Source organism: Kitasatospora sp. NPDC092039, from assembly GCF_044756065.1.
GTDB lineage: Bacteria > Actinomycetota > Actinomycetes > Streptomycetales > Streptomycetaceae > Kitasatospora.
Genome location: NZ_JBIVSD010000016.1, coordinates 1 through 24484, shown reverse-complemented (window position 1 = coordinate 24484; position 24484 = coordinate 1). Strand labels below are relative to the sequence as shown.

The window sequence follows — 24484 nt, the reverse complement described above, 5'->3', positions numbered from 1 at the left end:
CGCCCGTCAGCGCGGAGCCGTCCCCGCGGCGCCGACGGGCGTCACGCCCAGAGCTGGCCCTGCAGCGCCTCGACCGCGGCCTCGGTGGACTCGGCGGTGTAGATGCCGGTGGACAGGTACTTCCAGCCGCCGTCGGCGACCACGAAGACGATGTCCGCACGCTCCCCGGCGGCCGCCGCCTTGCGGCCGACGCCGATCGCCGCGTGCAGGATGGCGCCGGTCGAGACGCCCGCGAAGATGCCCTCGTGCTGGAGGAGTTCGCGGGTGCGGCGAACGGCGTCCGCGGAGCCGACCGAGAAGCGGGTGGTGAGCACCTCGGCGTCGTACAGCTCGGGGACGAAGCCCTCGTCCAGGTTGCGCAGCCCGTACACCAGGTCGTCGTAGCGCGGCTCGGCGGCGACGATCTTCACGCCGGGGACCTTCTCGCGCAGGTAGCGGCCGACGCCCATCAGGGTGCCGGTGGTGCCGAGGCCGGCCACGAAGTGGGTGACGGTCGGCAGGTCGGCGAGGATCTCGGGGCCGGTGCCGGTGTAGTGGGCGCCCGCGTTGTCGGGGTTGCCGTACTGGTAGAGCATCACCCAGTCGGGGTGCTCGGCGGCGATCTCCTTGGCCATCCGGACGGCGGTGTTGGAACCGCCGGCGGCCGGGGAGGGGATGATCTCGGCGCCCCACATGCGGAGCAGCTCGCGCCGCTCCTCGCTGGTGTTCTCGGGCATCACGCAGACCATCCGGTAGCCCTTGAGCTTGGCGGCCATGGCCAGCGAGATGCCGGTGTTGCCGCTGGTGGGCTCCAGGATGGTGCAGCCGGGGGTGAGCCGGCCGGCGGCCTCGGCGCGCTCGATCATGTGCAGGGCCGGGCGGTCCTTGATCGAGCCGGTGGGGTTGCGGTCCTCCAGCTTGGCCCACAGGCTCACCAGGCCCTCGGCGTTGCCGGGGACGGCGGCGGACAGCCGCGGCAGGCGGACCAGCGGGGTGTTGCCGACGGCTTCGAGCGGGCTGTCGTAACGCAAGGGGGCCTCCGGCCGGGGCGGTGGGGTGGAGGGGGCGGCTCCCCCCGCCGCTGCGGGGGCGGGGGGAGCCGGGAGGTCAGCGGGCGCCGCCGGCCACGGCGGGCAGGATGGTGACGCTGTCGCCGTCGGCCAGGGCGGTGGAGATGCCCTCCAGGAAGCGGACGTCCTCGTCGTTCAGGTAGACGTTGACGAAGCGGCGCAGCTCGCCGCCCTCGACCAAGCGGGCGGCGATGCCCGGGTGCCGGGCGTCGAGGTCGGTGAAGAGCTCCCCGAGGTTGCTGCCGTTGCCCTCGACGGCCTTGGCGCCGTCGGTGTAGGTGCGGAGGATGGTCGGGATGCGGACCTCGATGGCCATGAGTGCGCTCCTGTGCGAGTCGTGAAGTGGGTGGGCCGCGGCGGACGCGGCAGGGCGGGCGCCCCGGGGATCGGCGTCGCCGGGGCGGCGGGCCCGGGTGAGGTGGTGACGCGGCTCTCAGCGCGAGCGCGCGGGCGTGCCGGGACAGATCGCGCCGGCGTGCCGGCACAGGTCGATGTGCAGGCGCGCCACGAGGCGGGTGCCCGGGGCCTGGGTGCTCACATCGACGGAACGCATGGACTCATCGTATAGATTCCCGACCCCGCTTAGACATGCCCGTCTCGGGATCCGGATGTTCACGTTCCCAGGGTTGAGACGACGGCGGCCCGCCGACCCCTCGCAGGGGCCGGCGGGCCGCGTCGGCGGGTGTGCCGGTCAGGCCGGGTAGTCCTCGACGACCTGCACGTCTTCCTCCGTGATCTCGCCGTCCACGATGCGGAACGAGCGGAACTGGTACGGGTCCTCCTCGCCGTTGCCGTCGGCGGTGGAGACCAGGACGTAGTGGGCGAACGGCTCGGAGGCGTAGCTCACGTCGGTGCGCGAGGGGTAGGCCTCGGTGGCGGTGTGCGAGTGGTAGACGATCACCGGCTCCTCGTCCCGGTCGTCCATCTCGCGGTAGAGCTTGAGCAGGTCGCCCGAGTCGAACTCGTAGAAGGTGGGCGAGCGGGCGGCGTTGAGCATCGGGATGAACCGCTCGGGCCGTCCGCTGCCGGCCGGTCCGGCGACCACGCCGCAGGCCTCGTCCGGGTGGTCGGCGCGGGCGTGGGCCACGATCCGGTCGCGGAGTTCTCGGGTGATGGTCAGCATGCGGGCCAGGATAGCCACGCCCCGGCGCGGGTCCGCCGGGGCGTCCGAGGCGCGGTCAGCGGGTGTCCACGTTCCCGTCGCCGGCGGCCACCGGGGCCGGGGCGGCGCCGTGGACGGCCTGCGGGGCGCGGCGCTTGAGCACCTGGTAGCCGACCACCAGCAGCAGAGCCCAGCCCGGGAAGACGAACAGCGAGATCCGGTTGTCCCGGTCCAGGCCGATCAGCACCACGACCAGGGCGAGGAAGGCGAGCGCGGCCCAGCTGACCCAGGAGCCGCCGGGCGCCTTGAAGGTGGGCGCCGGCAGGCGGCCGGCCCGCCAGGCCCGGCGGTAGCGGATCTGGGAGATCAGGATCATCGCCCAGGTCCACAGGCCGCAGACCGTGGCGACCGAGGTGATGTACTCGAACGCCCGTGCCGGGACGAGGTAGTTGAGCACCACGCCGACGCCCATCAGCAGGCTGGAGACGGTGATCGCGAAGGCCGGGGTGCGGCGGGCGTTGAGCCGGGTGAGCCGGCCCGGAGCCTGGCCGCTCAGCGCGAGGTCGCGCAGCATGCGGCCGGTGGAGTACATCCCGGAGTTGCAGGAGGAGAGCGCCGCGGTGAGCACCACGAAGTTGATGATGCCGGCCGCCGCCGGGATGCCGATCTTGCCGAAGGCGGCGACGAACGGGCTGACGCCGGGCTGGAACTCGGTCCACGGCACGAGCGAGAGGATGACCACCAGGGCGCCGATGTAGAACAGCGCGATCCGCCAGGGCAGGGTGTTGATGGCGCGCGGCAGGGTCTTCTCGGGGTTCTCGCTCTCGCCCGCGGTGACGCCGACGAGTTCGACGCCCAGGTAGGCGAACATGACGATCTGAAGGGTCATCACGGTGGAGCCGATGCCCTGCGGGAAGAAGCCGCCGTCCTGCCAGAGGTGGCCGAGCGACGCGGTGTCACCGGCCTTGCTGAAGCCGAGGGTCAGCACTCCGACGCCGATCAGGATCATGCCGATGATGGCGGTGACCTTGACCATGGAGAACCAGAACTCGATCTCGCCGAACAGCTTCACCGAGATCAGGTTGGCCGCGTAGAGGAGGACCAGGAAGGTCAGCGCGCTGATCCACTGCGGTATGTCGGGCGCCCAGAACCGCACGTAGACGGCGGCGGCGGTGGTCTCCGCCATGCCGGTGACGACCCAGAACAGCCAGTACGTCCAGCCGGTCACGTAACCGGCGAAGGGGCCGAGGAACTCCCGGGCGTACTCGGCGAAGCTGCCGGAGACCGCGCGGTAGGTGAGCAGCTCGCCGAGCGCCCGCATGATCACGAAGATCACCAGGCCGGCGACGGCGTAGGAGAGGATCAGGCTGGGGCCGGAGCGGGAGATCGCGGTGCCCGCGCCGAGGAACAGGCCGGTGCCGATCGCGCCGCCGATCGCGATCATCTGGATCTGGCGGCTGCCGAGCCCGCGCTCGTAGCCCTCCGCGTTCTCTGGGCTGTCGACCATTTCGTCGTACAACTTCTCGGCCAATGCGCACCGTCCTGGTCGGTCTCGGGGGTGGAGAAGTCGTACCACGCGAAGTTCGGATAGCGGTGTCCATCTGAGCGTTATTTGAGCATAACCTGGTATGGTTTGTCCGATTTTCATAAGAAATGCCCCGGCCAATCGTCCACATTCTGGACGAAACGGCCGAGGCTTGCCCGGAATCGGGCAGGATCACTCCCCCGAGGTCAGTCCGCCATGGCCTCCAGCAGCGACTCCTGCAGGGCACCCAGCCACAGGTACGCCATCACCAGCGGCTTGCGCTCGTCGCCGTCCGGCAGGTCGTAGAGGCCGTCCTCGTCGTCCTCGGTGACCTCCAGCCGGACACCGACGGCCAGCCGCAGGTCGTTCAGCGCGCCCAGCCAGCGCAGGCAGTCGGGCGCGGCCAGCTTGAGCACCCCGCCGTCGCCGAGGCCGTCCAGCGCCCGGACGACGAACAGCGCGTCGTCCCGCTTGCGGGCCCTCAGGTCCAGCTCGGTGAAGCGGCGGAACTCGCCCGACGCGAGCCTGGCCTCCTCGTCCTCCGGCTTCTCCGGGTCGCCGTAGGCGTCCGGGAAGAACCGGGCCAGCACCGGGTCGGCGGGTGCCTCGGTCGGGCCCTCGGCGAACAGCGCGGCCAGCGGGTCGTCGCCCTCCGCGCCCGGACCGGGGCCGATCAGCTCCAGCAACTGCACTTCCAGCGAGCGCAGGATGGAGGCCTCCCACTCGTCCAGCGCGATCGCCGCGCCACCACCGCCGGTGCTCTCGAACAACCCAGCCATCTGTATCGGTCAGCCCGTCTTCGTCGTCGTCGGTCGTACGGCCGGAGGTCCGGCACCGGTCGCACCGGAGCCGGCCGCCACCGCAGCGGTCGGGTCGGCTCCCGTCCCGCCGGCGCCGGTCGGCCCGGCGTCAGTCGTGCTGCAGCGTCGCCCAGAGGCCGTAGCCGTGCATCGCCTGGACGTCGCGCTCCATCTCCTCGCGGGAACCGCTGGAGACCACCGCCCGGCCCTTGGTGTGGACGTCCATCATCAGCTTCCGGGCCTTGTCCTTCGGGTAGCCGAAGTAGGCCTGGAAGACGAACTGGACGTAGCTCATCAGGTTGACCGGGTCGTTGTGCACGATGGTCACCCAGGGCGTGTCCGGCTCGGTCACCGGCACCCCCTCGACCTCCGGGCGCTCGATCTCCACGGGCGCGACGCTCACCCCGGTCCTCCTCGCTGCACAGTCGTCCGTAACCCCTCATGCCCCATGCTGCCATCCGGGGGACACCCGGGCGATTCCGACCCGGCGTGCTCGACGAGAAATCGTCAATCTGACGCTAAGTGGTAGTAGCATCATCCGTATGGACGCCACTTCCGTGCGAGCGGCCGGCTCGACCGCGCTGCTCACCGACCGCTACGAGCTCACCATGCTGCAGGCCGCCCTGCGCAGCGGGGCCGCGCACCGCCGCTCCGTCTTCGAGGTGTTCACCCGCCGCCTGCCGAGCGGCCGCCGCTACGGCGTCATGGCCGGCACCGGCCGGGTGCTGGACGCCGTCGAGGACTTCCGCTTCAGCACCGCCCAGCTGGACTGGCTGGCCGACCAGGACGTCGTCGACGAGGACACCCTGCGGTTCCTCGCCGACTACCGCTTCCGCGGCGACATCCACGGCTACCCCGAGGGCGAGGTCTACTTCCCCGGCTCGCCGCTGCTCACCGTCGAGGGCAGCTTCGCCGAGGCGGTGATCCTGGAGACGGTGATCCTCTCGATCCTCAACCACGACTCGGCCATCGCGGCCGCCGCCTCCCGGATGACCGCCGCCGCCGGCGGCCGCCCGGTGATCGAGATGGGCGCCCGACGGGCCCACGAGCAGGCCGCCGTCGCCGCCGCCCGGGCGGCCTACGTGGCCGGCTTCGCCGCCACCTCCGACCTGGAGGCCGGCTTCACCCACGGCATCCCGACCACCGGTACCGCCGCCCACGCCTTCACCCTGGTGCACGACAGCGAGCGGGACGCCTTCAAGGCGCAGATCGCCTCCATGGGGAAGGGCACCACGCTGCTGGTCGACACCTTCGACCTGCGCGAGGCCGTGCGCACCGCGGTCGAGGTGGCCGGCCCCGAACTGGGCGCGGTCCGGATCGACTCCGGCGACCTCACCCTGCTGGCCCACCGGGTCCGCCGCCAACTGGACGAGCTCGGCGCCGACCGGACCAGGATCATCGTCACCTCGGACCTGGACGAGTACGCGATCGCCGCCCTGGCCGCCGCCCCGGTGGACGGCTACGGGGTCGGGACCAGCCTGGTCACCGGCAGCGGGCACCCGACCTGCGCGATGGTCTACAAGCTCGTCGCCCGGGCCGAGACCGACGGCGGGCCGATGGTGCCGGTGGCCAAGCGCGCGGCCGGTGGCAAGACCAGCACCGGCGGCCGCAAGTGGGCGGCCCGCCGGCCCGACGCCGACGGCGTGGCCGAGGCCGAGGTGGTCGGCACCGGGCCCGTCCCGGACGAGCTGCGGCCGCACCTGGTGCAGGTGCCGCTGGTGCGGGGCGGCGAGACCGTCGGCCGCGAGCCGCTGAGCGCCGCCCGCGACCGGCACGTGCGCGCCCGCGCCGCACTGCCGCTGTCGGCCACCCAGCTGTCCAAGGGCGATCCGGTGCTGCCGACCGAACTGGTCCTGCCCGCCGGGCCGGCCCACTGACGAGAACCCGGTTCGCCGGATCAGCCGGTCCGCCGGTCCATCGGTCCACCGGACCGCCGGACCGCCGGGCCGGCTCCCGGGGCCCGTCGCCGCCCCGCGCGAGCGGGTCCGAAGACGGCCCCGGGGCTTCCGCCCCCGCGCACCACTCCCTAGAGTCAGCCGTAGAGTTCCCGAGTTCCCCCGGAGCTCCCCGAGGACCCCCCGCGCCCGGCACGGCCGGGCCGCGTACTCCCGAGGGCTCCCCCACCGGGGCGCCGCCTCCCGCGGGCCCCCGAGATCCGAGGATGCGAGCCATGCACCGGGCACTGATCGTCGTCGACGTGCAGAACGACTTCTGCGAGGGCGGCAGCCTGGCCGTCGCCGGCGGCGCCGAGGTGGCCGCCGCCATCACCGACCTGATCGCCGAGGCCGCCCCCGGCTACCAGCACGTCCTCGCCACCCGCGACCACCACATCGACCCGGGCGACCACTTCTCCGACGAGCCGGACTACGTCGACAGCTGGCCGCCGCACTGCGTGGCCGGCACCGAGGGCGTGGGCTTCCACCCCAACTTCGCACCCGCCGTCATCTCCGGCGCGGTCGAGGCGGTCTTCGACAAGGGCGCCCACTCGGCGGCGTACAGCGGGTTCGAGGGGCTGGACGAGAACGACCGCGGTCCGGTGGAGTGGCTGCGCGAGCGGCAGGTCGACGAGGTCGACGTGGTCGGCATCGCCACCGACCACTGCGTCCGGGCGACCGCGCTGGACGCGGCCCGGGCAGGCTTCACCACCCGCGTGCTGCTGGACCTCACCGCCGGGGTCGCCGCGGGGACCACCGCCGCCGCGCTGGCGGAGCTGCGGGCGGCCGGAATCGAGCTGGTCGGCACTCCGGTGGTCCGTTCGTAGCGGACCGAGGGGCCGGGGTACGGGGCCCCGGGTGCCGGGCGGCGGCCGCTCAGACCACTCGCAGCTCCACCACGTCCGTCCCGCCGACCCGGTACGCCTCGCGCAGTTCGCCGCCGACCGCGTCCGGGTCGGCGGCCAACCGGGCCCCCGAGACGTACACCACGCGGATGCCCAGGTACTCCATCCGGTGCTGGCCGCCACGCACCCAGGCGGCCTCCCCCTCGCTCACGCAGCGCAGCTCCGAGTCCACCTCCACCGCGACGCCCCGCTCCGGCCAGTAGAGGTCCGGCACGGCGATGTACGTGCCGCCGCGCATCCGCAGCTCGGGGGCGTTCAGCGGGGTCGGCAGCAGCCACTCGTCCGCCAGGCGGCCGAGCCGCTCCAGCGCCAAGTCCCGCTCGGAGGCCAGGAGTTCGTCCAGTGCCGCTCGCACCCGGGGCTCGTCGGTCAGCCCGGCGTCGGCCAGCTCGACCACCAACTCCCTTGCCGTGCAGCGGTTCCCGGGCCGGGCGACGGCCTCCCGCAGCACCTCGCGCACCGGCGCCGAGTCGCCCGGCTCCGCGGTCCACTCCACCAGCGCGTCGGCCACCGCCCGGGCCACCGGCGCACAGGCCAGGCCGTGCACCGAGCGGGCCTCCAACTCCCGTTCGGTGCGCCGGATCCGCACCTCGCCGACGTCCTTCAGCCGGCGCTGCCGGGGCACCAGGACGTCCACCCCGGTCACCGCGGGCAGCCGGGGCGCGACGGCGAAGCCGTACAGCGCCAGCGCCGCCGCGCCGGTGATCACCGCCCCCTCCCGGCGGCCCTCCTCGCGGCCGTTCTGCGCGGCGTACAGCAGCGCGGCCCACATCCGCTGCTCCGGGGTGGGACCGGCGGCCTGCAACAGGTAGACCCGGGGCAGCATCCGCTGCCAGGGGCCGCCCCGGCGGCAGTGCTCGGTGATGATCCGGGCCGGCACGCCCCGGGCGCGCAACTGGCTCGCGGTGACGACGTTCTGCTGACGCTTCGCCAGCTCCTCCAGGGACGGCGGCGGCGTCGGAATCCGGTAGCTCATGCCGACACCATCCCCAACCGTTCGGACCCGCGACCGGCTGCCTGACGCACTGTTACCCAACCGTCGCGAAACCGGGATCAGCTCGCACTAAAGTCCTCATACCCTCACTCATTTGGAGTAATTGACGCTCATCAGGTTGTCATATGTGATCGAAAACGATCGCCGACCTGGTCGTCTGACCCAGCGTGACCAAGGGCATACGGCGAGGGACGCCCAAGGCGTCAATCCCGCCCCGGGGATTGCCTAGGCTTGCGTCATGTCACGTGACGAGACCGCCGGCCTCCGCGCGGCCCAGCTCCGCCTCGGCCGTCTGCCCGGATACGTCCGCCGCCCGGACCCCGCCCGTCGCAGCGGCGAGAAGGGCCATACGTACAAGAAGGGCTGGGAGGTCCGCTTCACCGCCCGCAGTGAGGCCGAGATAGCAGAGATCCGCGACCTCGTGGTCGCCGCCGGGTTCGCCCCGGCCAGGCCCTTCTTCAAGGGCCACCAGCTCATCCAACCCGTCTACGGCATGGCCGCCGTACAGGCCTACCTGGCCGCTAGACAGGCCGCCGAGGACCACGCCGCCCGGGCCGCGCTCGGCCGCCGGCGACGCGACCCGGAACAGCCCGCCGGGGGGCACCCCGCCGGAGCCCTCGCGGGCGGGGCGCTCACCGGGGGCGGGCACGCCTCCGGCGCCCTTGCCGGTGGCGGGCACTCCGGCGGCGGGCAGGCCGCGGGCGCGGCGCACCGGTGCGACCGCGAGGAGGCCGCCGCCGGAGCAGCCACGGCGGCTGCGGCCGCGGCTGCCTCTGCCGCCGCTGCCGCAGCCGCAGCCGCAGCCGCGCAAGCGGCCCGGCGACGGGCCGTCGAGGCCTTCCCGACCCAGGTCGAGCGGGACACCGCCGCCGACCGGATCTCCCCCCGGGAGGCCCGGACAACCTCCTGAACGGGCGGCGGCCGCTCCGCCCGCCCTCCCGCCCCGGCCGGTCCCGTCCAGACCGCCGGGGCGCGGTCGACGCACCACGCCGACGGCACCTGCGGCGCGCTCCCTCGCGCACGCCTTCGAGCACGCCCCTCCCGCGCGAATTCCGCGCCCGCCTCCCCCGCCCGCCGACCGCCACGCGTACGGGCGTCATCGCGGTGACGACCGTGCCTCCGTCCGTGGTGATCTTCGCAACGATCGTGAGTGCGGTTGTGCGGGTGGTTGCGCGGGCGCAGGTTCGCGCCCTGAGCGTGGACGCCAGCCTCCTCAGGGCCTACGGTGGCACATCAACTGCCCTGCAGTCACAGCCGCCCTACACCCTCTGACCAGCTTCGACACGCTCGCACCTACGATCCCCACGCCACTGCGCAGTACTGCCCGGCCGGCCGTCGCCGGCCTCCAGCCCGGCCGTCCCGCCGCCGCGCCGCACCCGGTCGCCACCGGAACCGGCCTGGCGGCGGCGGGTTCCGGGCATTCCATCGGATTGGTCACCCAGCGCACCGAGGGCCTACCGTAGAGTGAGCACAGATGATCGACCGTCAGAAGTCCATCTCCCTTTTCGAGAAGCCGAGATGACCAACCGTCACGAGAGTTCCGCCGAACCTCCCCCGGGGCCCGGCGAGCCGGCGGACGTACCACTGGAGTTCACCGCGTTCTGCGAACTCCACCGCCCCCGGTACCTCAGCTACGCGCGCGTGTGGCTGACCGAGCACAGTGCCGCGGCCACCGCCGTCCAGCAGGCCTTCGCGGAAATCGCGGCGTGCTGGCGGGAGTTGATGGGCAGCTCCAACCCGACCGCGCACGCCTGGGAGATCCTGCGCGGCACCGTCGCGCACCACACCCGCCAGGCGACCCCCGACCCGGACCGGCACCCGGCCGACGACGACCTGGCGATCCTGCACTACGTCGTCGGCCTCGCCGCCCCCGAGATCGCCGACGTCATCGGCACCGACGCCGCCAGCGTGGCCGGACGGCTGCGCCGCACCATGCTGCGCGAGGCCTCCGGCTGGTGACGCCGCGCCCCCGCCGGGCCCGGGCCGGGCGCCCCCGGACCGGACGCCTCCGGATCGGGCGTCCCCGGACCGGTCTCAGACCCGCTCGCCCGTCACGTCGAACAGGTGGTGCACCGGGTCGTGGATCAGGTACCGGGAGAACGACTCGACCGTGAACCGCGCCCCGTCACTGCGGTTCCCGGTCCGCTCCCACTGCTCGCCGGCCACCCGCTCGAAGGCCGCCGCCAGTGTCTCCGCGGCCGCCGCCAACTCCCCGGCCACCACCCGCGGGTCCTGCTCCCCGTAGCGCTCGGCCACGGCCGTCTCGTCCTGGTCCCAGTTGGGGAACAGCGGACCGTCCCGGTCCAGCATCAGGTTCAGCCGGACGTCGAACAGCCGGAAGACGTCCCGGACGTGGCACGCGTACTCCAGGTCCGACCACACCCCCGGGGCCGGCCGCCGGCGCAGTCCGTCCACGTCCCCCGCCAGCACCGTCAGCCAGCCCTCCGCATTGGCCCGGACCATCCCGGCGACCTCCTCCCGGACCACCCGCGGGGTGTCCAACCCGCAGTCAGCGCAGGGGCGTTCCAGCACCCACGTCCAGTCCTTGGTGTCCGGGACGATCCCGTCGTCAGCGGCGTCCACGGCGATCGGCGTGCTCTCAGGAGTGCTCATGCGCCCAGCATCCCCGCCACCGGGGTGCCTCCACCAGCGGCAATGACGCCAGCGGTCGGCGAAATGCTGCCACCCCCGGCGCACTCACCCGGCGCGTCCCCCCGCCGCCCGCCCCCTTCCCCGCGCGCGCTCCAGCCCGGTGCGCACCCGCCGCCCGGACAAAACACGTGGACGAACCGAACCCGGCCGTCCATCCTGAGGACCATGACCGCCGACGCCGCCGATACCGCCGATCTCGCCGCCCTCGCAGTGAAGCCCACCCTGCACGGCCCCACCGTCCGGCTCGTCCCCCTCGACGGACGCCACACCGACCCGATGTGGGAACTCTGCGCCGACGAGGCGACCAACCGGCTCACCGGCACCCGCACCGCCTTCACCCGCGACCAGATCCACCGGTGGTGCACCACCCGCGCCGAGCAACCCGACCGCCTCGACCTCGCCGTCGAGGACCCCGCCACCGGCCGCTTCCTCGGCGAGACCGCCCTCACCGACGTCGACCCCGACAACTCCTCCGCCGGCTTCCGGATCGCCCTCACCCCGGACAGCACCGGCCGCGGCATCGGCACCGAGACCACCCTCCTGGTCCTGCGCCACGCCTTCGAGACCATCCGCCTCCACCGCGTCCACCTCGAAGTCTTCGAGTACAACGAACGCGCCGCCCGCTCCTACCGCAAGTCCGGCTTCACCCTCGAAGGCCGCTCCCGCCAGGCCCACCACTGGGACAGCCGCTACTGGGACGTCCTCCAGATGGCCGCCCTACGCGACGAATGGCTCGCCACTCACTGATACGGCGCCCCGTACGGCGGTCACCCGTCCCCCCGCCTCCGCCGCCCCCGCACCACGAGCCCCACGACGAGCCCGACCACCAGCACCACACCCCCGGCCGCCGCCCCGATGATGCCCCCCACCCCGTTCCCGCTGCTGGCGCTGTCCCCCTCCGGGACCATGGGCTCCACGGAGGGCTCGTCGGTCTCCTCATCCACGGGAGGGGGGGTGCCCAGCGATTCCACCCGTTTGACGAGCGGGTTCTCCCTGGGCCCGTCGTCCACAGCGGAATTCGGCTCCAACGCCTTCGCAGGTGACAGAACCCCGTAGCCATAAGTGCTGTTGGGCACTGCCGCCCCGCCGGGTGGCGGGGTGGCCGACTTGATCATGCGATTAATCACCTGGCCGGCGGACAGATTGGGGTACTTGGAGCGAATGAGTGCGGCAGTGGCGGAAACGTAGGCGGTGGAGTCGGAAGTACCGTTCCCAATCGCGTAGCTCGTCAGGGACTTCGCCGAAGCTCGGTAGATCTCCACGCCGGGGGCAAGGAGCGTGAGCTCGGGGCCCGGCTTTGAGCTGCCCCATACACCGCCGTTGGGGTCCGCCGCCCCGACAGCCACTACCCCGGGGAAGGCCGCCGGATAGTTGACGCTCAGATCCGTGACATTGTTGCCTGCGCCTCCGACCAGCACGACGTCCTTCGATACCGCGTAAGCAATGGCCTTGCGGGCTTGCGAATCGAAGCGGAACGGCCCTCCGATGGACATGTTGACGACTTTCGCGCCGTGGTCCACCGCGTAGCGAATAGCCGCCGCAAGGTCGTTCTGCTCCGGAAGGGGGCCGCCTTCATTCGTCCTCACCTTCACCGGAAGGATCCTCGCCTTGGGTGCGAGACCCATCACTCCGGCTTGTGCACCATGCCCGTGCCCTGCGATCAGACTCGCCATTCCGGTGCCGTGGCCGTCGGCATCGATTCGGCCGTCCGACGTGGTACCGGAGAAGTCGGCCCCTGGAAGGACCTGTCCAGTCAGGTCCTGGTGATCCGCGTTCACCCCGCTGTCGATCACCGCAACGGTGACACCTTCCCCCTGGCTGACCGGCCAGATCTTCGCGTCGGCTTCGAATGCCTTCAAAGCCCACTGCTGATCTCTGATCTGATCAGCCAATGCCGTAGGTGCTGCAACAGCCCAGATCAAGGCCCCAGCGGCAAGGACCGCCGTACCACGCGCCAACAGGCGGCTCGCCAAACCCGGTCACCCCAATCAATGGAGCATCCCGCAGATCACCGACCTGCGGGATGCAATCAGATCACCTGGCCCTTGCAGACCGAACTCATTCCACCACGTTCGGATTGGTCGGCTTGTCCGACGCCCACGTCTCCTCGTCTTCGACGAGGTAGTCCGGTCGTTCGCCGCCCTTCCCGTGGTCCTTCTTGCGGCGCTGCGTTTCACTCATCGGGATACCGGGCGCCATGACGCCCGCGCCACGAGCCCCTGATTCAGTGTTCAGCCGGCTACGAGCTCCCAGCCCGGATCCGCCTTCCGTGAACGCCTGCTTGCCATGTGCTCCGGCACCGGGAGACGTCTCACGGACGGCACCGCCGGGCCGGGCCAGGGGCCCACCCACCACCTGGTTGGAGCCGGACTTCCCGGGCCTCCCGGCTCCGATACCCGGATGGAGCCCACCGCCACCGCCCGTGCTGACGGCTCTGTCTCCGCGCGGGCCCGGGCCCTCCACCGGCACCGCGCCGCCGACGAACTCCTTACCCCCGAATCCGGCCTTACTCTGTCCGAAGCCAGGCCCGACCGGGGGAGCCTGCATGGCCGGACCCCCCGGACTGACGCTCGTCGGCGTGCCACCACCTGTTACCGGCCCACTCACCGGACCCGTGGGCGATGGCGTACTCAGCCCGGACGTCTGAGTTCCGGAAGTAGTGGAGCTCGGCGCACTGGCGCTCGGACGGGACACCGGAGTGCCCGAGATGCCGGAGCCAGGACCATTGCTCGCGGCAGTCGACGGCTTCGGTGGGGCTTGCGCCACACCGCCCTTGATTCCGGACTCTGTCGGAGCGGCCACGCTCTTGGGCGTGGTCCCGGCCGTCACGGAAAGTGGGGAGGACTTCGGCCGCTGCGGCGCGGCCACATCTGCTGACCTCGCAGGCGTTCCCCCGGGTCCGAACGACGTACCCGAGAACATTGCGGCTGCCGCTGCCGCCGCCCCACTCGGATCGGCCTGCGCCCCCACGTCACGGCTCTCGTCGACCGGCGGCCGTTGAAGTGACGGCGGGGGCTTCAGGGCCGGGGTGGCGATGCGGTAGTGCATGGCGAGGGTCTGCATGATGGCGGCCGCTTCGGCCTTCTTGCGGTCGGCGAGGGGGATGTGTTCGTCCTCGTCGCCGAAGAGGGCGTCGCCGACGGTGTCCTTGACCTTGTCCCAGTTGCCGGGTTCCTCGGGCATGTCGCGCTTGGCCTTGGCCATGGCCTCGGAGGTGTTGTGGAGGATGTTGGCCGCGTCGTTGGCGTAGGCGGCGGCGTTGTTGATGCTGGCGGCCAGGGTGAGCATGCGGGTGTGGAAGGCGTCGCTGGTGGTGCCTTCCCAGGAGGTGGCGGCTTCGGTGCTGGCCTTGGTGAGGGCCAGGCGGATCTGCTTGAGGGTGTCGGCGGCCCTGCGCCAGGGGTCGCCGGCGGCCATCACCGCGCCGGGGTCGAGGGCCTGGGCCATGGTGCGGAGCTGGGCGTGGCTGTACTTGGTGAAGTCGGTGTAGACCACGGGCGGTCGGCCTCCGTTCGGTCCGGGCGGGCGGCGGTCAGACGGTGGCGTTGCCGCGGGTGGACGGGGTGCGGTTCTGCTCGGCCGCGGCCCGGCTGCTCGCGGAGGGGTGCGCGACGGACCAGCCGTCGTCGCCGAGCTTGAGCTTCGCGGCGGTGTGGTGGTCCTGCTCCTCGTAGTTGGCGGCGGTGAGGTCGGCCTTCCGCTGGGCCTCGTTCACGGCTTCCTGGAGCTGGTTGAGGACGTCGCGCAGCGCGTCCCGCATGGTGCCGTAGCGGCCGTGGATCTCGGTGGCCTCGGCGAAGGTCCCGAAGGCGTTCTTGCCGATGGCGCTGCGGCCGTGGGCGTCGGTGCCGTCGGCGTTCTTCTGGAAGTCGGCGAGCAGCAGCCGGACTTGGCCGGCGAAGGCGCGGAGCTGTTCGACCTCGACGCGGTAGCCCTGTCCGGCTCCGCCGGTAGAACCGGTACCGGTGGTTCCTGCTCCCATTTTCGGCGCCTCCCCCGTGCGTCCGTCCCTGGTGGTCGGGGCCGGGCCCCGGTGTCTCATGTCTAACACACCGGGCCCGAATCCCGCCCGGGGCACGGTCAGTTCGCGCTCGTCCCGGTCCGCTGGGCGTCGGCGAGGGCGCGTCGGCAGAGCGAGTCGGCGTGCCTGGTGGTTTCGGGGAGGCGGTAGTGGCGGGCGAGGTCGAGGGTGGTGCGGACGGCGGTGTCGAGGCCGGTCCGGTGGCCGATGGAGACGAAGACGGGTTTCACGCCGGCCCTGGTGCGGACGGCACGGCCGACCTCCTCGCCGGTGGCGGGGTCGGTGAGCGGGGTCCAGGAGCCGCGGGGCGCGTCGGGTTCGTGGTGGTCGAAGGTGAAGGGGGACTTGGCGACACCGAGGGTGCTCAGGCCGGTGAGGACGCCGAGGTGGCTGGCGAGGCCGAGGCGGCGGGGGTGGGCGAGGCCGTAGCCGTCGCAGACGACGGTGTCGGGGGTGTGGGTGAGGGCGGCCAACGCGTCGAGGACGGCGGGGAGTTCGCGGAAGGCGAGCAGGCCGGGGACGTAGGGGAAGGCGATCCGGCCGACGGCGGTGGCCTGTTCCACGACTTCGAGGGTGTCCCGGTGGAGCAGGACGGCCGCGGCGGCGACGAGGTCGCGGTCGTCGTCGTAGGCGACGTCGACGCCGGCGACCAGTTCGCCGGGGGCCGTGTCGTCCCGGCCCGTGTCGTCACGGCCGGGGTCGTCGTGGGCCTGGACGAGCGGGCGCAGCCGCTCCTGCTCGGCGAGCGCCTCGGCCTCGGTGGTGGGCCAGTCGGCGGGGATGGGCATGGTCGGTTCCCCCGGGTGCGGTGGTGCGTGACGTGGTGTGCGGTGCGGTGCGGTAGACGGTGGTGCGTGGTGGTGCGTGGTGGTCCGTGGTGGTGCGCGGTCGACAGGCCGCGGTTCACCGTACCGACCGGTCCTGACGACCCCGGGGTGAGCCCGTGCGCCCCCCGTGCCCCCGGGCTCGGGGGCTAGCCTGGACGTACCCGTCTCCCCCGCGGGTAGGACCACGGGGACCGGCACCGTTTCCGCCCGTTCCCCCCGACGCGCGAAGGACCTCCGCCATGCCGCGCCCCTCCGTCGCCCAGGCCTGCCTCGGCTCGTTCACCGTCGCCGCCACCACGGTGGCACTGCTGGCCGTTTCGGGCGCTTCGGGCGTCCTCGCGGTCTCGGTGCTGGTGGGGTTCGCGCTGGCGCTCGGCACCGTGGTGACGGTGCTCCGGATGTCCGTGGTCGCCGCCAGGGCCGCCACCGCGCCCGTGGGCCCCGCGGACCCGGCGGTGGGGCCCCGCCCCGCTGCGGCCGCTGCCGCCGCCCCGGCCGGGCACGCGTACGCCCGGCAGCGCTGATCCGCCGCCGGGCGCGGACGCGTCCCGCTCCGCCGCTCAGACCTCCGTGGTGACCACCACGGTCTTCGCGGCCTTGTCGTGCAGGCACTGCCGGTACGGCTTGTCGAAGACGCCGAAGGTCCCGTCGACGATCCACCAGAGCGCGGCGCAGCAGACCACGGCCGGGAGGATGAAGACGGCGGTGCGGGTCCAGGCGGCGGACGGGGTGGGCGTGTTCCCGTCGATCAGCATGGCGACGCGGATCTTCATCGCCTTCCTGCCGAGGGTCTGGCCGTCCCGGCTGAGCATCAGGGCCTCGTAGACGAGGTAGAGGGCGCAGCCGAGCCAGAACGCCTCGGTGGAGCCGTTGCGCGTGCTGAGGTCGCTGAAGGGGCCCACCACGATCACGCCGATGACCTGCATCAGGACGTAGTCGATCAGCCGGGCGAGGATCCGCTTGGGCCAGCTGCCGATCGGCGGCATGCCGGGGACGGGGCCGGCGCCGGGGGTGCCGTACGCGCCGGGGCCGTAGCCGGTGCCGTGACCGGGGGGCGGCTGGCCGTACGGGTCCTCGCCGTACGGGTTCTGACCGGGGGTCGGCTCGCCGTACGGGCTCCCGCCGTAGGTGCCCTGGTAGGCGCCGGGGCCGCCGGACGGGCCGTGGGACGGGTCGGTCGACGGGGACGGGGTCGGGCCAGACGGCTCGCTTTCCGGCGTGCCGCCGCCCGGCTGCGGGGGCTGCTTGTCGAAGGAGGGCTTGCCGCCCCCCTCCGGCTGGGGGCCTGAGGGGTCGTGGGTGCTCATGCCCCGAGTAGAACATCGCGGATTCTTGATGTTCGGTATATTTTGTCCGTTTTGCTCCGGGCCCCCGCGGGCCTCAGCCCCGCACCACCCGGGTACGGGCCGCGCGGTCCTGCCAGCCCCGCCGCGCCACCCGGTCGAACACCGGCCAGACCAGGCCGAGCAGCAGCACGGTGCCCAGTTGCCGCACGGCCCACCGGAGCAGCGAGCGGCCGAGGCCCAGTCTGGTCCGGGCGGCCGGGGCGGCGGCGTCCACCACCCGGATCCGGGCCAGTCGCTTGCCGAAGGTCTGGCCGGTGCGGGCGACCGGCAGCACCTCGTAGAGCAGGCTGACGAACAGCAGGATGCCGATCAGTACGGCGATCTTGCCCAGCACCACGTCGTCCACCAGCCAGACCTGGACCTGTCGGCGGGCGAGGGCGCTGGCCATCCGGGCCTGGTCGACCTTCAGCTGGAGGTGGTCGGTCACCGAGCGGGCGAGCGGGATCCCGGCGGCGACCGCGACCACCAGCAGGACGGCGGTGTCCACCGTCCGTGCCGCCAGTCGGCGGCCGAGGCCGGCCGGACGGACGACCCGGGTGGTCCGGGCGGGCCGGGCGGCCCGGGGTGACGCTGGGGCGGTGGGGGTGGCGGCCGGCCGGGGCTGGACGGCGGTCTCGCGGACCGTCCGTACGGTGGGCGGCGGGGCGGCGGGAGTGACGGCGGTGGCGGCGGTCGCGGCCCCGGTCTTCGCGGCGACCGCCACCGAGGCCGGGGCCGCGAGCGCCGCCTCGCCGACCACCGGCACCGGGCCCGACGCCAGGACGGCCGGCACCGGCGCCTCCCGCACCGCCTTCGCCCCGACGGGAGCCCCGACGGGAGCGCCGACGGGAGCGCCGGCGGCGGCCAGTTCCACGGCAGCCGGAGCGCGCTCCTGCTCCGCGCGCCCCTCGTCCGCATCGGACGCCCCCGAAAGCACCCCCCAGGAGACCCAGTGCTGTGCGCCGCCCGTCTCCATCAGGCCCCGCTGCGTCCGCGGATCGGCCTGCCAGCCGGACTCCCCGGCAACCGGGACCGGGGACGGACCGGACGGCGGGGCCGCCTCGGGCACCGCACCGGCGCCCCCGGTCCCCTCCACGCCCCGCGGCCGTCCGGCACCGCCGAGGCCCGACGGCACCCCCGAGGACACCGGCTCCGACGACGCCGGCCCCGACGACGGCATCCCGAGCGGCGCCCCCGGCCCGTCGACCGTCCGGAACACCGGCCCGCCGATCACCTCCGCCAGCCGCGGCCCGAGCACGAAGGACGCCCCGCCGGAGGTCTGGTCGAAGTACACCGGCCCGGTGTCGCCCCCGCCCGCCGGCGTCCCGACCTGCGCCGGCCCGCCCGGCTCCGGGACCAGCGCGTCCGGGACCAGCTCCTCCGCAGCCACCTGCTGCGGAGCCGCCGCCCGCACGACCGCCACGTCGGGCGCGACCACCTCGGGCGCGACCGCCTCCGGCACCACCGGCGGCGGCACCGCCCGCGCCGGCACCCCCTCCGGGGCGGGCCGCCGGGTCGCGTACCGGGGCGGGGCCAGCACCTCGCCGGCGGCGGGCGCGGGCCGGCTGGTGCCCGGCACCCAGGCCGAGCCGCCCCAGTACCGGACGAAGCCGGGGACGGAGGGGTCGGGGTAGTAGCCGGGCCCGGGCGCGACGGCCGGGTCGCCGGCGCCGGCGAAGGGGCGGTCCGTCATGGGCGTCTTCTTTCCTGGCAGGGCCTGACGAGGACGGTGCGGCCGACCGGGCCCGACCACCGCAGACGCGTCCACCCGCGCGCACGATCCGGCGCGCGCCCGGCGCTCGGCGCGTGTGGGGGCACCACCGATGGGCGGACAGTCGCCAGGCAGTCACAAAGGGTAGTACCTCGGCGAAGCCAGGACGGCAAGTTCGCGATTCCCCGGACAGCGGGGGGTCGCTCAAGGTAGGGAACCCAGCGCACGACCTTTGCTCGCGCGCTGCGCCACCCGCCGTTCACCACCCCTCACCGAACTTCCCGAAGAAATCCCGGAAACGTGTGTAAGAGCCGCTGCGGACCGCCCTCTCAAAGGTCACAGGGGCCCGGAACCGGGCACCGCCCGAAGGTAGAGAGGAAGACGATCATGGAGCGTCCCGTCAGCGTCGTCGAGCACGAGCTGGAGCTCAACCTGGTGCTCTCGCCCGAGCACAGCGTCCCGGTCCCGGCCCGACTGTCGTACGGCAGCCACGACCCGTACGCGGTGTACATCACCTTCCACCTGGACACCGGCTCCCCGGTGACCTGGGTGTTCGCCCGCGAGCTGCTGGTCGAGGGCACCTTCCGCCCGTGCGGCCAGGGCGACGTGCGGATCTGGCCGACCCGTTCGGGCCGCCGCAGCGTGCTCTGCCTGGCGCTCAGCTCGCCCGCCGGCGACGCGCTGCTGGAGGCCCCCCTGCCGGCCGTCGCGGCCTGGCTGGAGCGGGCGCACCGGCTGGTCCCGCCGGGCAGCGAGCTGGCCGCGCTGGACATGGACGGCTCGCTCGCCGAGCTGCTCGCCTAGGCATGCGCCGCAGCGTGCACTGGCACGTTCAGCAGCACGAGTACGAGCACCCGCGGGACCCCGCGGACGAGCAGCGGGCTCGGCGGCAGAAGCGGCAGGAAACGAACGAAGGGAAGGACCGGGAACGCGAGGACCGCAAGGACCGCGAGGACCGGAGGCCCAGGAAGGCCAGGAAGCAGGGACGCGGCAGCGGCGCCCCCGCCGGCTCAGCGGGCCGCGGGGGCCTGCTGACGACCGCGGGCGGCGTCCGGGCCGCCGACGTCCCGCTGTCCGGGCAGCCGGACCAGCGGTGCGCCGGCCGAACGCCGTCGGGCCCTTATCCGGACGGCGGCGGCGAGCAGGAAGCAGAGTCCGACCCACGAATAGACCGAGGTCGGCAGCTGGCGCCACGGTGACATGTCGAGGACGGCCAGGCCGACCGGCTTCGCGGCCCACATCGCGAAGGACAGGAAGGCGACCAGGGTGCCCCAGAAGACGGCCCGCCAGCGCAGCCGGCGGACACCGGCCGGACGGGCGTGCTCGACCGAGGCCTCGGCGGCGAGCAGGACGAGCACCGGCACGCACCAGACCCAGTGGTGGGTCCAGCTGATCGGCGAGATCAGTACGGCGGTGACGGCCGCGCAGCAGACGCCCCAGGCCTCGGCCCGGGGCAGCCAGCGGCCGCTGCGGGCGGCCCAGGCGGCGACGGCGAGGCCGGCCAGCGCGACCAGGCCCACTCCGAGGGTGGCGACGGTGCCGGGGTCGGCGGCGTGCAGCAGGCGGGCGAAGGCGCCGCGCATCGACTGGTTGTCGACGATCCAGGTCTTGCCGACCCGGGAGGAGTCGTAGAGGTACTTGGTCCAGAAGCCCCAGGTGGCGTCGGGCAGGACCACGGCGCCGAGCAGGAAGGTGCCGAGGAAGGTGAGGCCCGCCACGAAGGCGGCCCGGACCCGGCCGGTGATCAGCAGGTAGACCGCGAACAGGCCGGGGGTGAGCTTGATGCCGGCGGCGATGCCGATCGCCATGCCCTTGCTCCGCTGTCCGTCCGCGCGGGTGAGGTCCCAGAGGACCAGGCAGGCCAGCGCGAGGTTGATCTGGCCGTAGCGGAGCGTGGTGAAGACCGGTTCGAGCCAGACCCCGAGGCCGGTCACCAGGACCACGCCGATCGGCCGCAGCTCGCGGCGCGGCCAGCCGGCCAGCTTGAAGGACAGGTGGGTCAGCAGGGCGAGCAGCCCGAGGTTGCCGAGAGTGATCGCCACCCGGAGGAAGGGGACCGGGAACCAGGTGGTCGGGACGAACAGCATCGCCGCGAACGGCGGATAGGTCGCGGGCAGGTTCCACTCGGTGACGCGCAGCTCGTACAGGTCGGTGCCGTTGGCCACGGCGGCGCCCTCGGCCCGGTAGACGATCATGTCCACCATCGAGGTGTGGACGAAGTGGCGGACCACCGCGTACACCAGCAGGGACAGCAGCGCCACGGCGGAGGCGGCCAGCAGCGGACGGCGGGGGGCCTCGCGCAGCGCCCGGACAGGGGCGCCGAGGGCCCGGCGCAGCCGGTCCGACAGGGGGGCGGGCGAGGGGTCGGGTGCGGTCCGCACCGGGCTGCGCTCGTCTTGCACCGCTGTCACTGTCCACTCCGTCCACGGCTCGGCCAACCAGCGACGATACCGGATGCCACCCGGGTGGAATCGGACACGATCGACTACGAAGCGTGACAAAGCGGCTCTGACCGGCCCTCCTTCCTCGCGGGCGGAGCACGGCGCCGTCGAAGGAGCCCGGAGGTCGCCGTCGCAGGAGCCCTGGAGGTCGCCGCCGGTCGCCCGCAGCGCGCCACCCCGGGCGACGGTCACTTCTGGAACAGCGCGCCCCGGGTCCGCCGCCGTCCGCCCCGGGCGGGCTCCGCCGCAGCCGGCCGGGTGCGCAGCCGCAGCCGGGTCTCGGCGCCGCCGAGCACCGCGGAGCGGCCGAGCGCGAGGTCCCCGCCGGTGGACTCGGCGAGCTTGCGGACGATGTCCAGGCCGAGGCCGGTGGAGCCCTCGCCGCCGTGCCCCTCGCCGCGTCTGAGGGCGGCGGCCGGGTCGCTGTACCCCGGTCCGGCGTCGCCGACCAGCACGATCACCGAGCTGTCGGTGGCCAGCACGTCCACCGAGAAGGCGGTGCCGACGGCGGTGTGCCGGAAGACGTTGCCGAGCAGCGCGTCGACGGCGGCCGCGAGGTCCCCGCGCTGGACGGGCACCGGCGCCGACCGCTCGGCTCCGGCCAGCTGCCAGCGGCGCCCCTCGTCCTCGGCCAGCGCCGACCAGAAGCCGACCCGCTCCCGGATCACCTCGGCGGCGTCGCAGCCGACCGCGACGGCGGGCGCGTCCTCGGGGGCACGGCGGGCCGAGCGGATGATCTGGTCGACCTCGCGCTCCAGTTGGGCGACCGCGTGCCGGGTGGCGTCGGCCGCGTCGCCCTCGCCGAGCGAGGCGGCGTTGAGCCGCAGCACGGTCAGCGGGGTGCGCAGCCGGTGCGACAGGTCGGCGGCCAGTTCCCGTTCGGCGGCGAGGAGTTGGACCACCCGGTCGGCCATGGTGTTGAACGCCTGCCCGGCCTCGCGCAGTTCCTCGGGGCTGCCCTCGACCTGCTTGCCCTCCACCGGGACCCGCACCGAGAGGTTCCCGGCGCCGAGCGAGCGGGCGGCGCCGGCGAGGCTGCGCGCGGAGGCGACGATACGGCCGCCCATCCGGTCGGCGACCAGTACCGAGATGGCGACCAGGCCGAGCGCCACGGCGGAGAGCACCTGCCAGGCCGTGGCGACGCCGCCGGTGAGGTCGCTCTCGGCCACGAACACCTCGACCACCGCGGTCCGCCCGGTGTCCACCGCGACCGGCTGGAGCAGGGCGTACCCGCCGGGCACCTTCACGGTGAAGGAGCGGCCCTGCCCGCCGGCGGTGGCCACGTCGGCCGTGGCGGCGCGCCCCTCCCCCAGCACCGGGCCCCCGGGCTCGCCGCCCCCGCCACCGCGAACCGCCTCGCCGCCCGCCGGCCCGGCGCCACTCGCCTCACCACCAGCCGGCCCGGCCGCACCGGCCTCGCCGCCCCCCGCCCCGGCGGGCTGCCCGGCCGCCGGAAGGTGCACCGCCATCCGCCCCTGACCGCCGGCGTCCGTACTGGCCAGCGCCCGGTTGACCGCGTCCTCGTCGGTGGTGATCGCCAGGGCCGGCCCGAGCGCCGCGGCCTGCCGCTCGGCGGCGGTGAAGGCCCGGTCCCGGGCGGTCTGCTGGACCATCATCCCGAGCGGGATCAGGAAGGCCAGCGCGACCATGGTGGTCCCGGCCACGGCGGCCTTGATCAGGGCCCAGCGCAGCGAGCGCCCGAACCGCCTCACGTCCGGTGCTCCGCCAGGCCCCCGGCGGCCTCCAGCCGGACCCCGACGCCCCGGACGGTGTGCAGGTAGCGGGGGTTGGAGGCGGTCTCGCCGAGCTTGCGGCGCAGCCAGGAGAGGTGGACGTCGATGGTCTGGTCGCCGCCGTAGGTCTGCTGCCAGACCTCGGCGAGGATCTCCTTGCGCGGCACCACCACGCCCGGCCGGGCGGCCAGGAAGGCCAGCAGGTCGAACTCACGGCGGGTCAGGTCGAGCGGCCGTCCGTCCAGCGCGGCCTCCCGCCGCTGGAGGTCGATGGCCAGTCCGCCGACCCGCAGCACCTGGGCGACGGGGGCCGCGCCGCCGCCGAACCGGCGCAGTACGGCGGTCATCCGGGCGCTGAGGTGCTCCCCGGAGAAAGGTTTCACCAGGTAGTCGTCGGCGCCGTCGTTGAGCAGTCGGATGATCTCGGCCTCGTCGTCCCGGGCGGTGGAGATGATCACCGGCACGTCGGTCAGGCCCCGGATCATCTTGAGCGCCTCGCTGCCGTCCAGGTCGGGCAGGCCCAGGTCGAGGATCACCAGGTCACAGCCGATCTGGGCGACCTCCCGCAGCGCCTCCAGAGCCGTGCCCACGCTGCGGACCGCGTGACCGGTGTCGGTCAGATGGCGGATGAGGGCGGAACGTACGAAGGGGTCGTCCTCGACCACGAGCACTGTTGCCATGGCCCTGCACGGTACGCCATCGCCGGTCAGTGGTCTGTACCTCGGGTGCCGGTCCGGACATTGTGCAACTGCCCTGCTGAATACCGGGGGTGCCGGTCTCCATCCGTTTGGAAATACGGCAGGATGTGCGAACGATGCGGAACGGACTGGTACAACTCGGCGCCTGGGCGGCGGCCACCGGGGCGGCGGTGGCGCTCTCCTGGCTGGGCGTGCACGCGGTGCTGACCGGCGCCGCGTTCGAGCAGCCGACGGCGCTGCCGCTGCCCTCCCCGAAGGCCGGCGGCACGCCGCCCTCCGCGCCCGCCACCCCGGACCAGCCACGCTCCGCCGCCCAGTCCACGCCCCCTTCCCCGGCGGCCTCCCGAACCACCGCCGCCGCCACCACCGCGCCGCACGGCCCGGCCGCGACCGCCACCACCGCCGCCGCCGCCGCGCCGCCCACCCGCAGGCCCGCCCCCGCCGCCACCGCGACGTCCACGGTGAGGAGCTACCCGATCCCGGGCGGCAAGGTCGCGCTGGACCTGAAGCCGGACCGGGCCACCCTGGTCTCCGCCACCCCGGACCCGGGCTGGCAGATGCAGGTGTGGACCAACGGCCAGTGGCTGCGGGTCGACTTCACCCGGGGCGACGAGGCCAACTCGGTCTTCGCCTCCTGGAACGGCCACCCGCCGATCGTGGAGACCGCGATCCGCTAGGCCGTGTCTCATAATTGATCTTGTGGTGGGTCGAGGAGAGATAACGGATGCTGCGTGGGCTCGGATTGAGCCGTTGCTGCCGCAGCGGGA

General features: G+C 73.5%; 26 protein-coding genes. 8 read left to right on the top strand and 18 right to left on the bottom strand.

Going from position 1 to position 24484, the window contains the following annotated elements; genetic code table 11:
• Nucleotides 1-41 precede the first annotated feature (41 nt).
• From ACIQI7_RS27580 to clpS, 7 genes are all read right to left on the bottom strand, one after another.
• Nucleotides 42-1010: a PLP-dependent cysteine synthase family protein gene (locus ACIQI7_RS27580; protein ID WP_401114684.1), complete on the bottom strand. Its 969-nt coding sequence runs from the start codon at nucleotides 1008-1010 to the stop codon at nucleotides 42-44.
• Nucleotides 1011-1086: 76 nt separating this feature from the next.
• Nucleotides 1087-1365, bottom strand: a complete 279-nt coding sequence (locus ACIQI7_RS27575; RefSeq protein WP_030242903.1) for a MoaD/ThiS family protein — start codon at nucleotides 1363-1365, stop codon at nucleotides 1087-1089.
• Between the two features lie 117 nt (nucleotides 1366-1482).
• Entirely contained in the window at nucleotides 1483-1602 is a 120-nt protein-coding gene (locus ACIQI7_RS27570) for a putative leader peptide (RefSeq protein WP_310593142.1), read from the bottom strand.
• 138 nt (nucleotides 1603-1740) lie between these two features.
• Nucleotides 1741-2172 (bottom strand): Mov34/MPN/PAD-1 family protein, encoded by a 432-nt coding sequence (locus tag ACIQI7_RS27565; protein WP_401114681.1) that lies wholly within the window; start codon nucleotides 2170-2172, stop codon nucleotides 1741-1743.
• A 55-nt stretch (nucleotides 2173-2227) separates the two neighbouring features.
• Nucleotides 2228-3658: an amino acid permease gene (locus ACIQI7_RS27560; RefSeq protein WP_401115101.1), complete on the bottom strand. Its 1431-nt coding sequence runs from the start codon at nucleotides 3656-3658 to the stop codon at nucleotides 2228-2230.
• A gap of 224 nt (nucleotides 3659-3882) precedes the next feature.
• Complete coding sequence (locus ACIQI7_RS27555; RefSeq protein ID WP_401114678.1) at nucleotides 3883-4455, bottom strand: DUF2017 domain-containing protein; 573 nt, start codon at nucleotides 4453-4455, stop codon at nucleotides 3883-3885.
• Between the two features lie 130 nt (nucleotides 4456-4585).
• Nucleotides 4586-4879, bottom strand: coding sequence for an ATP-dependent Clp protease adapter ClpS (gene clpS, locus ACIQI7_RS27550; RefSeq protein WP_401114675.1), 294 nt, complete (start codon nucleotides 4877-4879; stop codon nucleotides 4586-4588).
• Nucleotides 4880-5018: 139 nt separating this feature from the next.
• Between clpS and ACIQI7_RS27545 the strand changes: the two genes are divergently transcribed.
• Nucleotides 5019-6353, top strand: coding sequence for a nicotinate phosphoribosyltransferase (locus ACIQI7_RS27545; RefSeq protein WP_401114672.1), 1335 nt, complete (start codon nucleotides 5019-5021; stop codon nucleotides 6351-6353).
• A 293-nt stretch (nucleotides 6354-6646) separates the two neighbouring features.
• Nucleotides 6647-7237 (top strand): isochorismatase family protein, encoded by a 591-nt coding sequence (locus ACIQI7_RS27540; protein WP_401114669.1) that lies wholly within the window; start codon nucleotides 6647-6649, stop codon nucleotides 7235-7237.
• A gap of 49 nt (nucleotides 7238-7286) precedes the next feature.
• Here the strand turns inward: ACIQI7_RS27540 and ACIQI7_RS27535 are convergent, their stop codons facing one another.
• Nucleotides 7287-8291, bottom strand: coding sequence for a hypothetical protein (locus ACIQI7_RS27535; RefSeq protein WP_401114666.1), 1005 nt, complete (start codon nucleotides 8289-8291; stop codon nucleotides 7287-7289).
• A gap of 256 nt (nucleotides 8292-8547) precedes the next feature.
• On the opposite strand from ACIQI7_RS27535, the gene ACIQI7_RS27530 reads away from it, so the two are divergent.
• Nucleotides 8548-9219, top strand: coding sequence for a hypothetical protein (locus ACIQI7_RS27530; protein ID WP_401114664.1), 672 nt, complete (start codon nucleotides 8548-8550; stop codon nucleotides 9217-9219).
• A gap of 608 nt (nucleotides 9220-9827) precedes the next feature.
• On the top strand, nucleotides 9828-10268 hold the full coding sequence (locus ACIQI7_RS27525; RefSeq protein WP_387756902.1) for a hypothetical protein: 441 nt from the start codon (nucleotides 9828-9830) through the stop codon (nucleotides 10266-10268).
• 75 nt (nucleotides 10269-10343) lie between these two features.
• Here the strand turns inward: ACIQI7_RS27525 and ACIQI7_RS27520 are convergent, their stop codons facing one another.
• Nucleotides 10344-10922: a DinB family protein gene (locus tag ACIQI7_RS27520; RefSeq protein WP_401114660.1), complete on the bottom strand. Its 579-nt coding sequence runs from the start codon at nucleotides 10920-10922 to the stop codon at nucleotides 10344-10346.
• Nucleotides 10923-11126: 204 nt separating this feature from the next.
• Between ACIQI7_RS27520 and ACIQI7_RS27515 the strand changes: the two genes are divergently transcribed.
• Nucleotides 11127-11708, top strand: coding sequence for a GNAT family N-acetyltransferase (locus ACIQI7_RS27515; protein WP_401114657.1), 582 nt, complete (start codon nucleotides 11127-11129; stop codon nucleotides 11706-11708).
• A 20-nt stretch (nucleotides 11709-11728) separates the two neighbouring features.
• On the opposite strand, the gene mycP is transcribed toward ACIQI7_RS27515, so the two are convergent.
• The 4 genes from mycP to ACIQI7_RS27495 all read right to left on the bottom strand — a co-directional run bounded on the left by mycP (nucleotide 11729) and on the right by ACIQI7_RS27495 (nucleotide 15770).
• Nucleotides 11729-12853 carry a type VII secretion-associated serine protease mycosin gene (gene mycP, locus ACIQI7_RS27510; protein ID WP_401114654.1) on the bottom strand — a complete coding sequence of 375 codons (1125 nt, stop codon included), beginning with the start codon at nucleotides 12851-12853 and terminating at the stop codon, nucleotides 11729-11731.
• Between the two features lie 166 nt (nucleotides 12854-13019).
• Complete coding sequence (locus ACIQI7_RS27505) at nucleotides 13020-14456, bottom strand: hypothetical protein (protein WP_401114652.1); 1437 nt, start codon at nucleotides 14454-14456, stop codon at nucleotides 13020-13022.
• Between the two features lie 37 nt (nucleotides 14457-14493).
• Nucleotides 14494-14943, bottom strand: coding sequence for a hypothetical protein (locus tag ACIQI7_RS27500; protein ID WP_401114649.1), 450 nt, complete (start codon nucleotides 14941-14943; stop codon nucleotides 14494-14496).
• A gap of 98 nt (nucleotides 14944-15041) precedes the next feature.
• Nucleotides 15042-15770: an endonuclease V gene (locus tag ACIQI7_RS27495; RefSeq protein ID WP_401114647.1), complete on the bottom strand. Its 729-nt coding sequence runs from the start codon at nucleotides 15768-15770 to the stop codon at nucleotides 15042-15044.
• A 278-nt stretch (nucleotides 15771-16048) separates the two neighbouring features.
• On the opposite strand from ACIQI7_RS27495, the gene ACIQI7_RS27490 reads away from it, so the two are divergent.
• Nucleotides 16049-16333, top strand: a complete 285-nt coding sequence (locus ACIQI7_RS27490; RefSeq protein ID WP_401114644.1) for a hypothetical protein — start codon at nucleotides 16049-16051, stop codon at nucleotides 16331-16333.
• A gap of 36 nt (nucleotides 16334-16369) precedes the next feature.
• On the opposite strand, the gene ACIQI7_RS27485 is transcribed toward ACIQI7_RS27490, so the two are convergent.
• The gene (locus ACIQI7_RS27485; RefSeq protein ID WP_401114642.1) at nucleotides 16370-17116 is read right to left on the bottom strand and encodes an RDD family protein; all 747 of its coding nucleotides are present in this window, start codon (nucleotides 17114-17116) and stop codon (nucleotides 16370-16372) included.
• A 73-nt stretch (nucleotides 17117-17189) separates the two neighbouring features.
• On the bottom strand, nucleotides 17190-18827 hold the full coding sequence (locus ACIQI7_RS27480; protein ID WP_401114639.1) for an RDD family protein: 1638 nt from the start codon (nucleotides 18825-18827) through the stop codon (nucleotides 17190-17192).
• Between the two features lie 405 nt (nucleotides 18828-19232).
• Here ACIQI7_RS27480 and ACIQI7_RS27475 point away from each other — a divergent pair, with 405 nt between their 5' ends.
• Nucleotides 19233-19649: an SsgA family sporulation/cell division regulator gene (locus ACIQI7_RS27475; RefSeq protein WP_097237712.1), complete on the top strand. Its 417-nt coding sequence runs from the start codon at nucleotides 19233-19235 to the stop codon at nucleotides 19647-19649.
• Nucleotides 19650-19855: 206 nt separating this feature from the next.
• On the opposite strand, the gene ACIQI7_RS27470 is transcribed toward ACIQI7_RS27475, so the two are convergent.
• The 3 genes from ACIQI7_RS27470 to ACIQI7_RS27460 all read right to left on the bottom strand — a co-directional run bounded on the left by ACIQI7_RS27470 (nucleotide 19856) and on the right by ACIQI7_RS27460 (nucleotide 23699).
• Entirely contained in the window at nucleotides 19856-21256 is a 1401-nt protein-coding gene (locus tag ACIQI7_RS27470; RefSeq protein WP_401114636.1) for a glycosyltransferase 87 family protein, read from the bottom strand.
• 218 nt (nucleotides 21257-21474) lie between these two features.
• Complete coding sequence (locus ACIQI7_RS27465; protein ID WP_401115098.1) at nucleotides 21475-22977, bottom strand: sensor histidine kinase; 1503 nt, start codon at nucleotides 22975-22977, stop codon at nucleotides 21475-21477.
• Between the two features lie 17 nt (nucleotides 22978-22994).
• A complete protein-coding gene (locus tag ACIQI7_RS27460; RefSeq protein WP_401114633.1) occupies nucleotides 22995-23699 on the bottom strand; it encodes a response regulator transcription factor in 705 nt (234 codons plus the stop codon).
• A gap of 134 nt (nucleotides 23700-23833) precedes the next feature.
• On the opposite strand from ACIQI7_RS27460, the gene ACIQI7_RS27455 reads away from it, so the two are divergent.
• Nucleotides 23834-24394 carry a hypothetical protein gene (locus tag ACIQI7_RS27455; RefSeq protein WP_401114630.1) on the top strand — a complete coding sequence of 187 codons (561 nt, stop codon included), beginning with the start codon at nucleotides 23834-23836 and terminating at the stop codon, nucleotides 24392-24394.
• Nucleotides 24395-24484 lie beyond the last annotated feature (90 nt).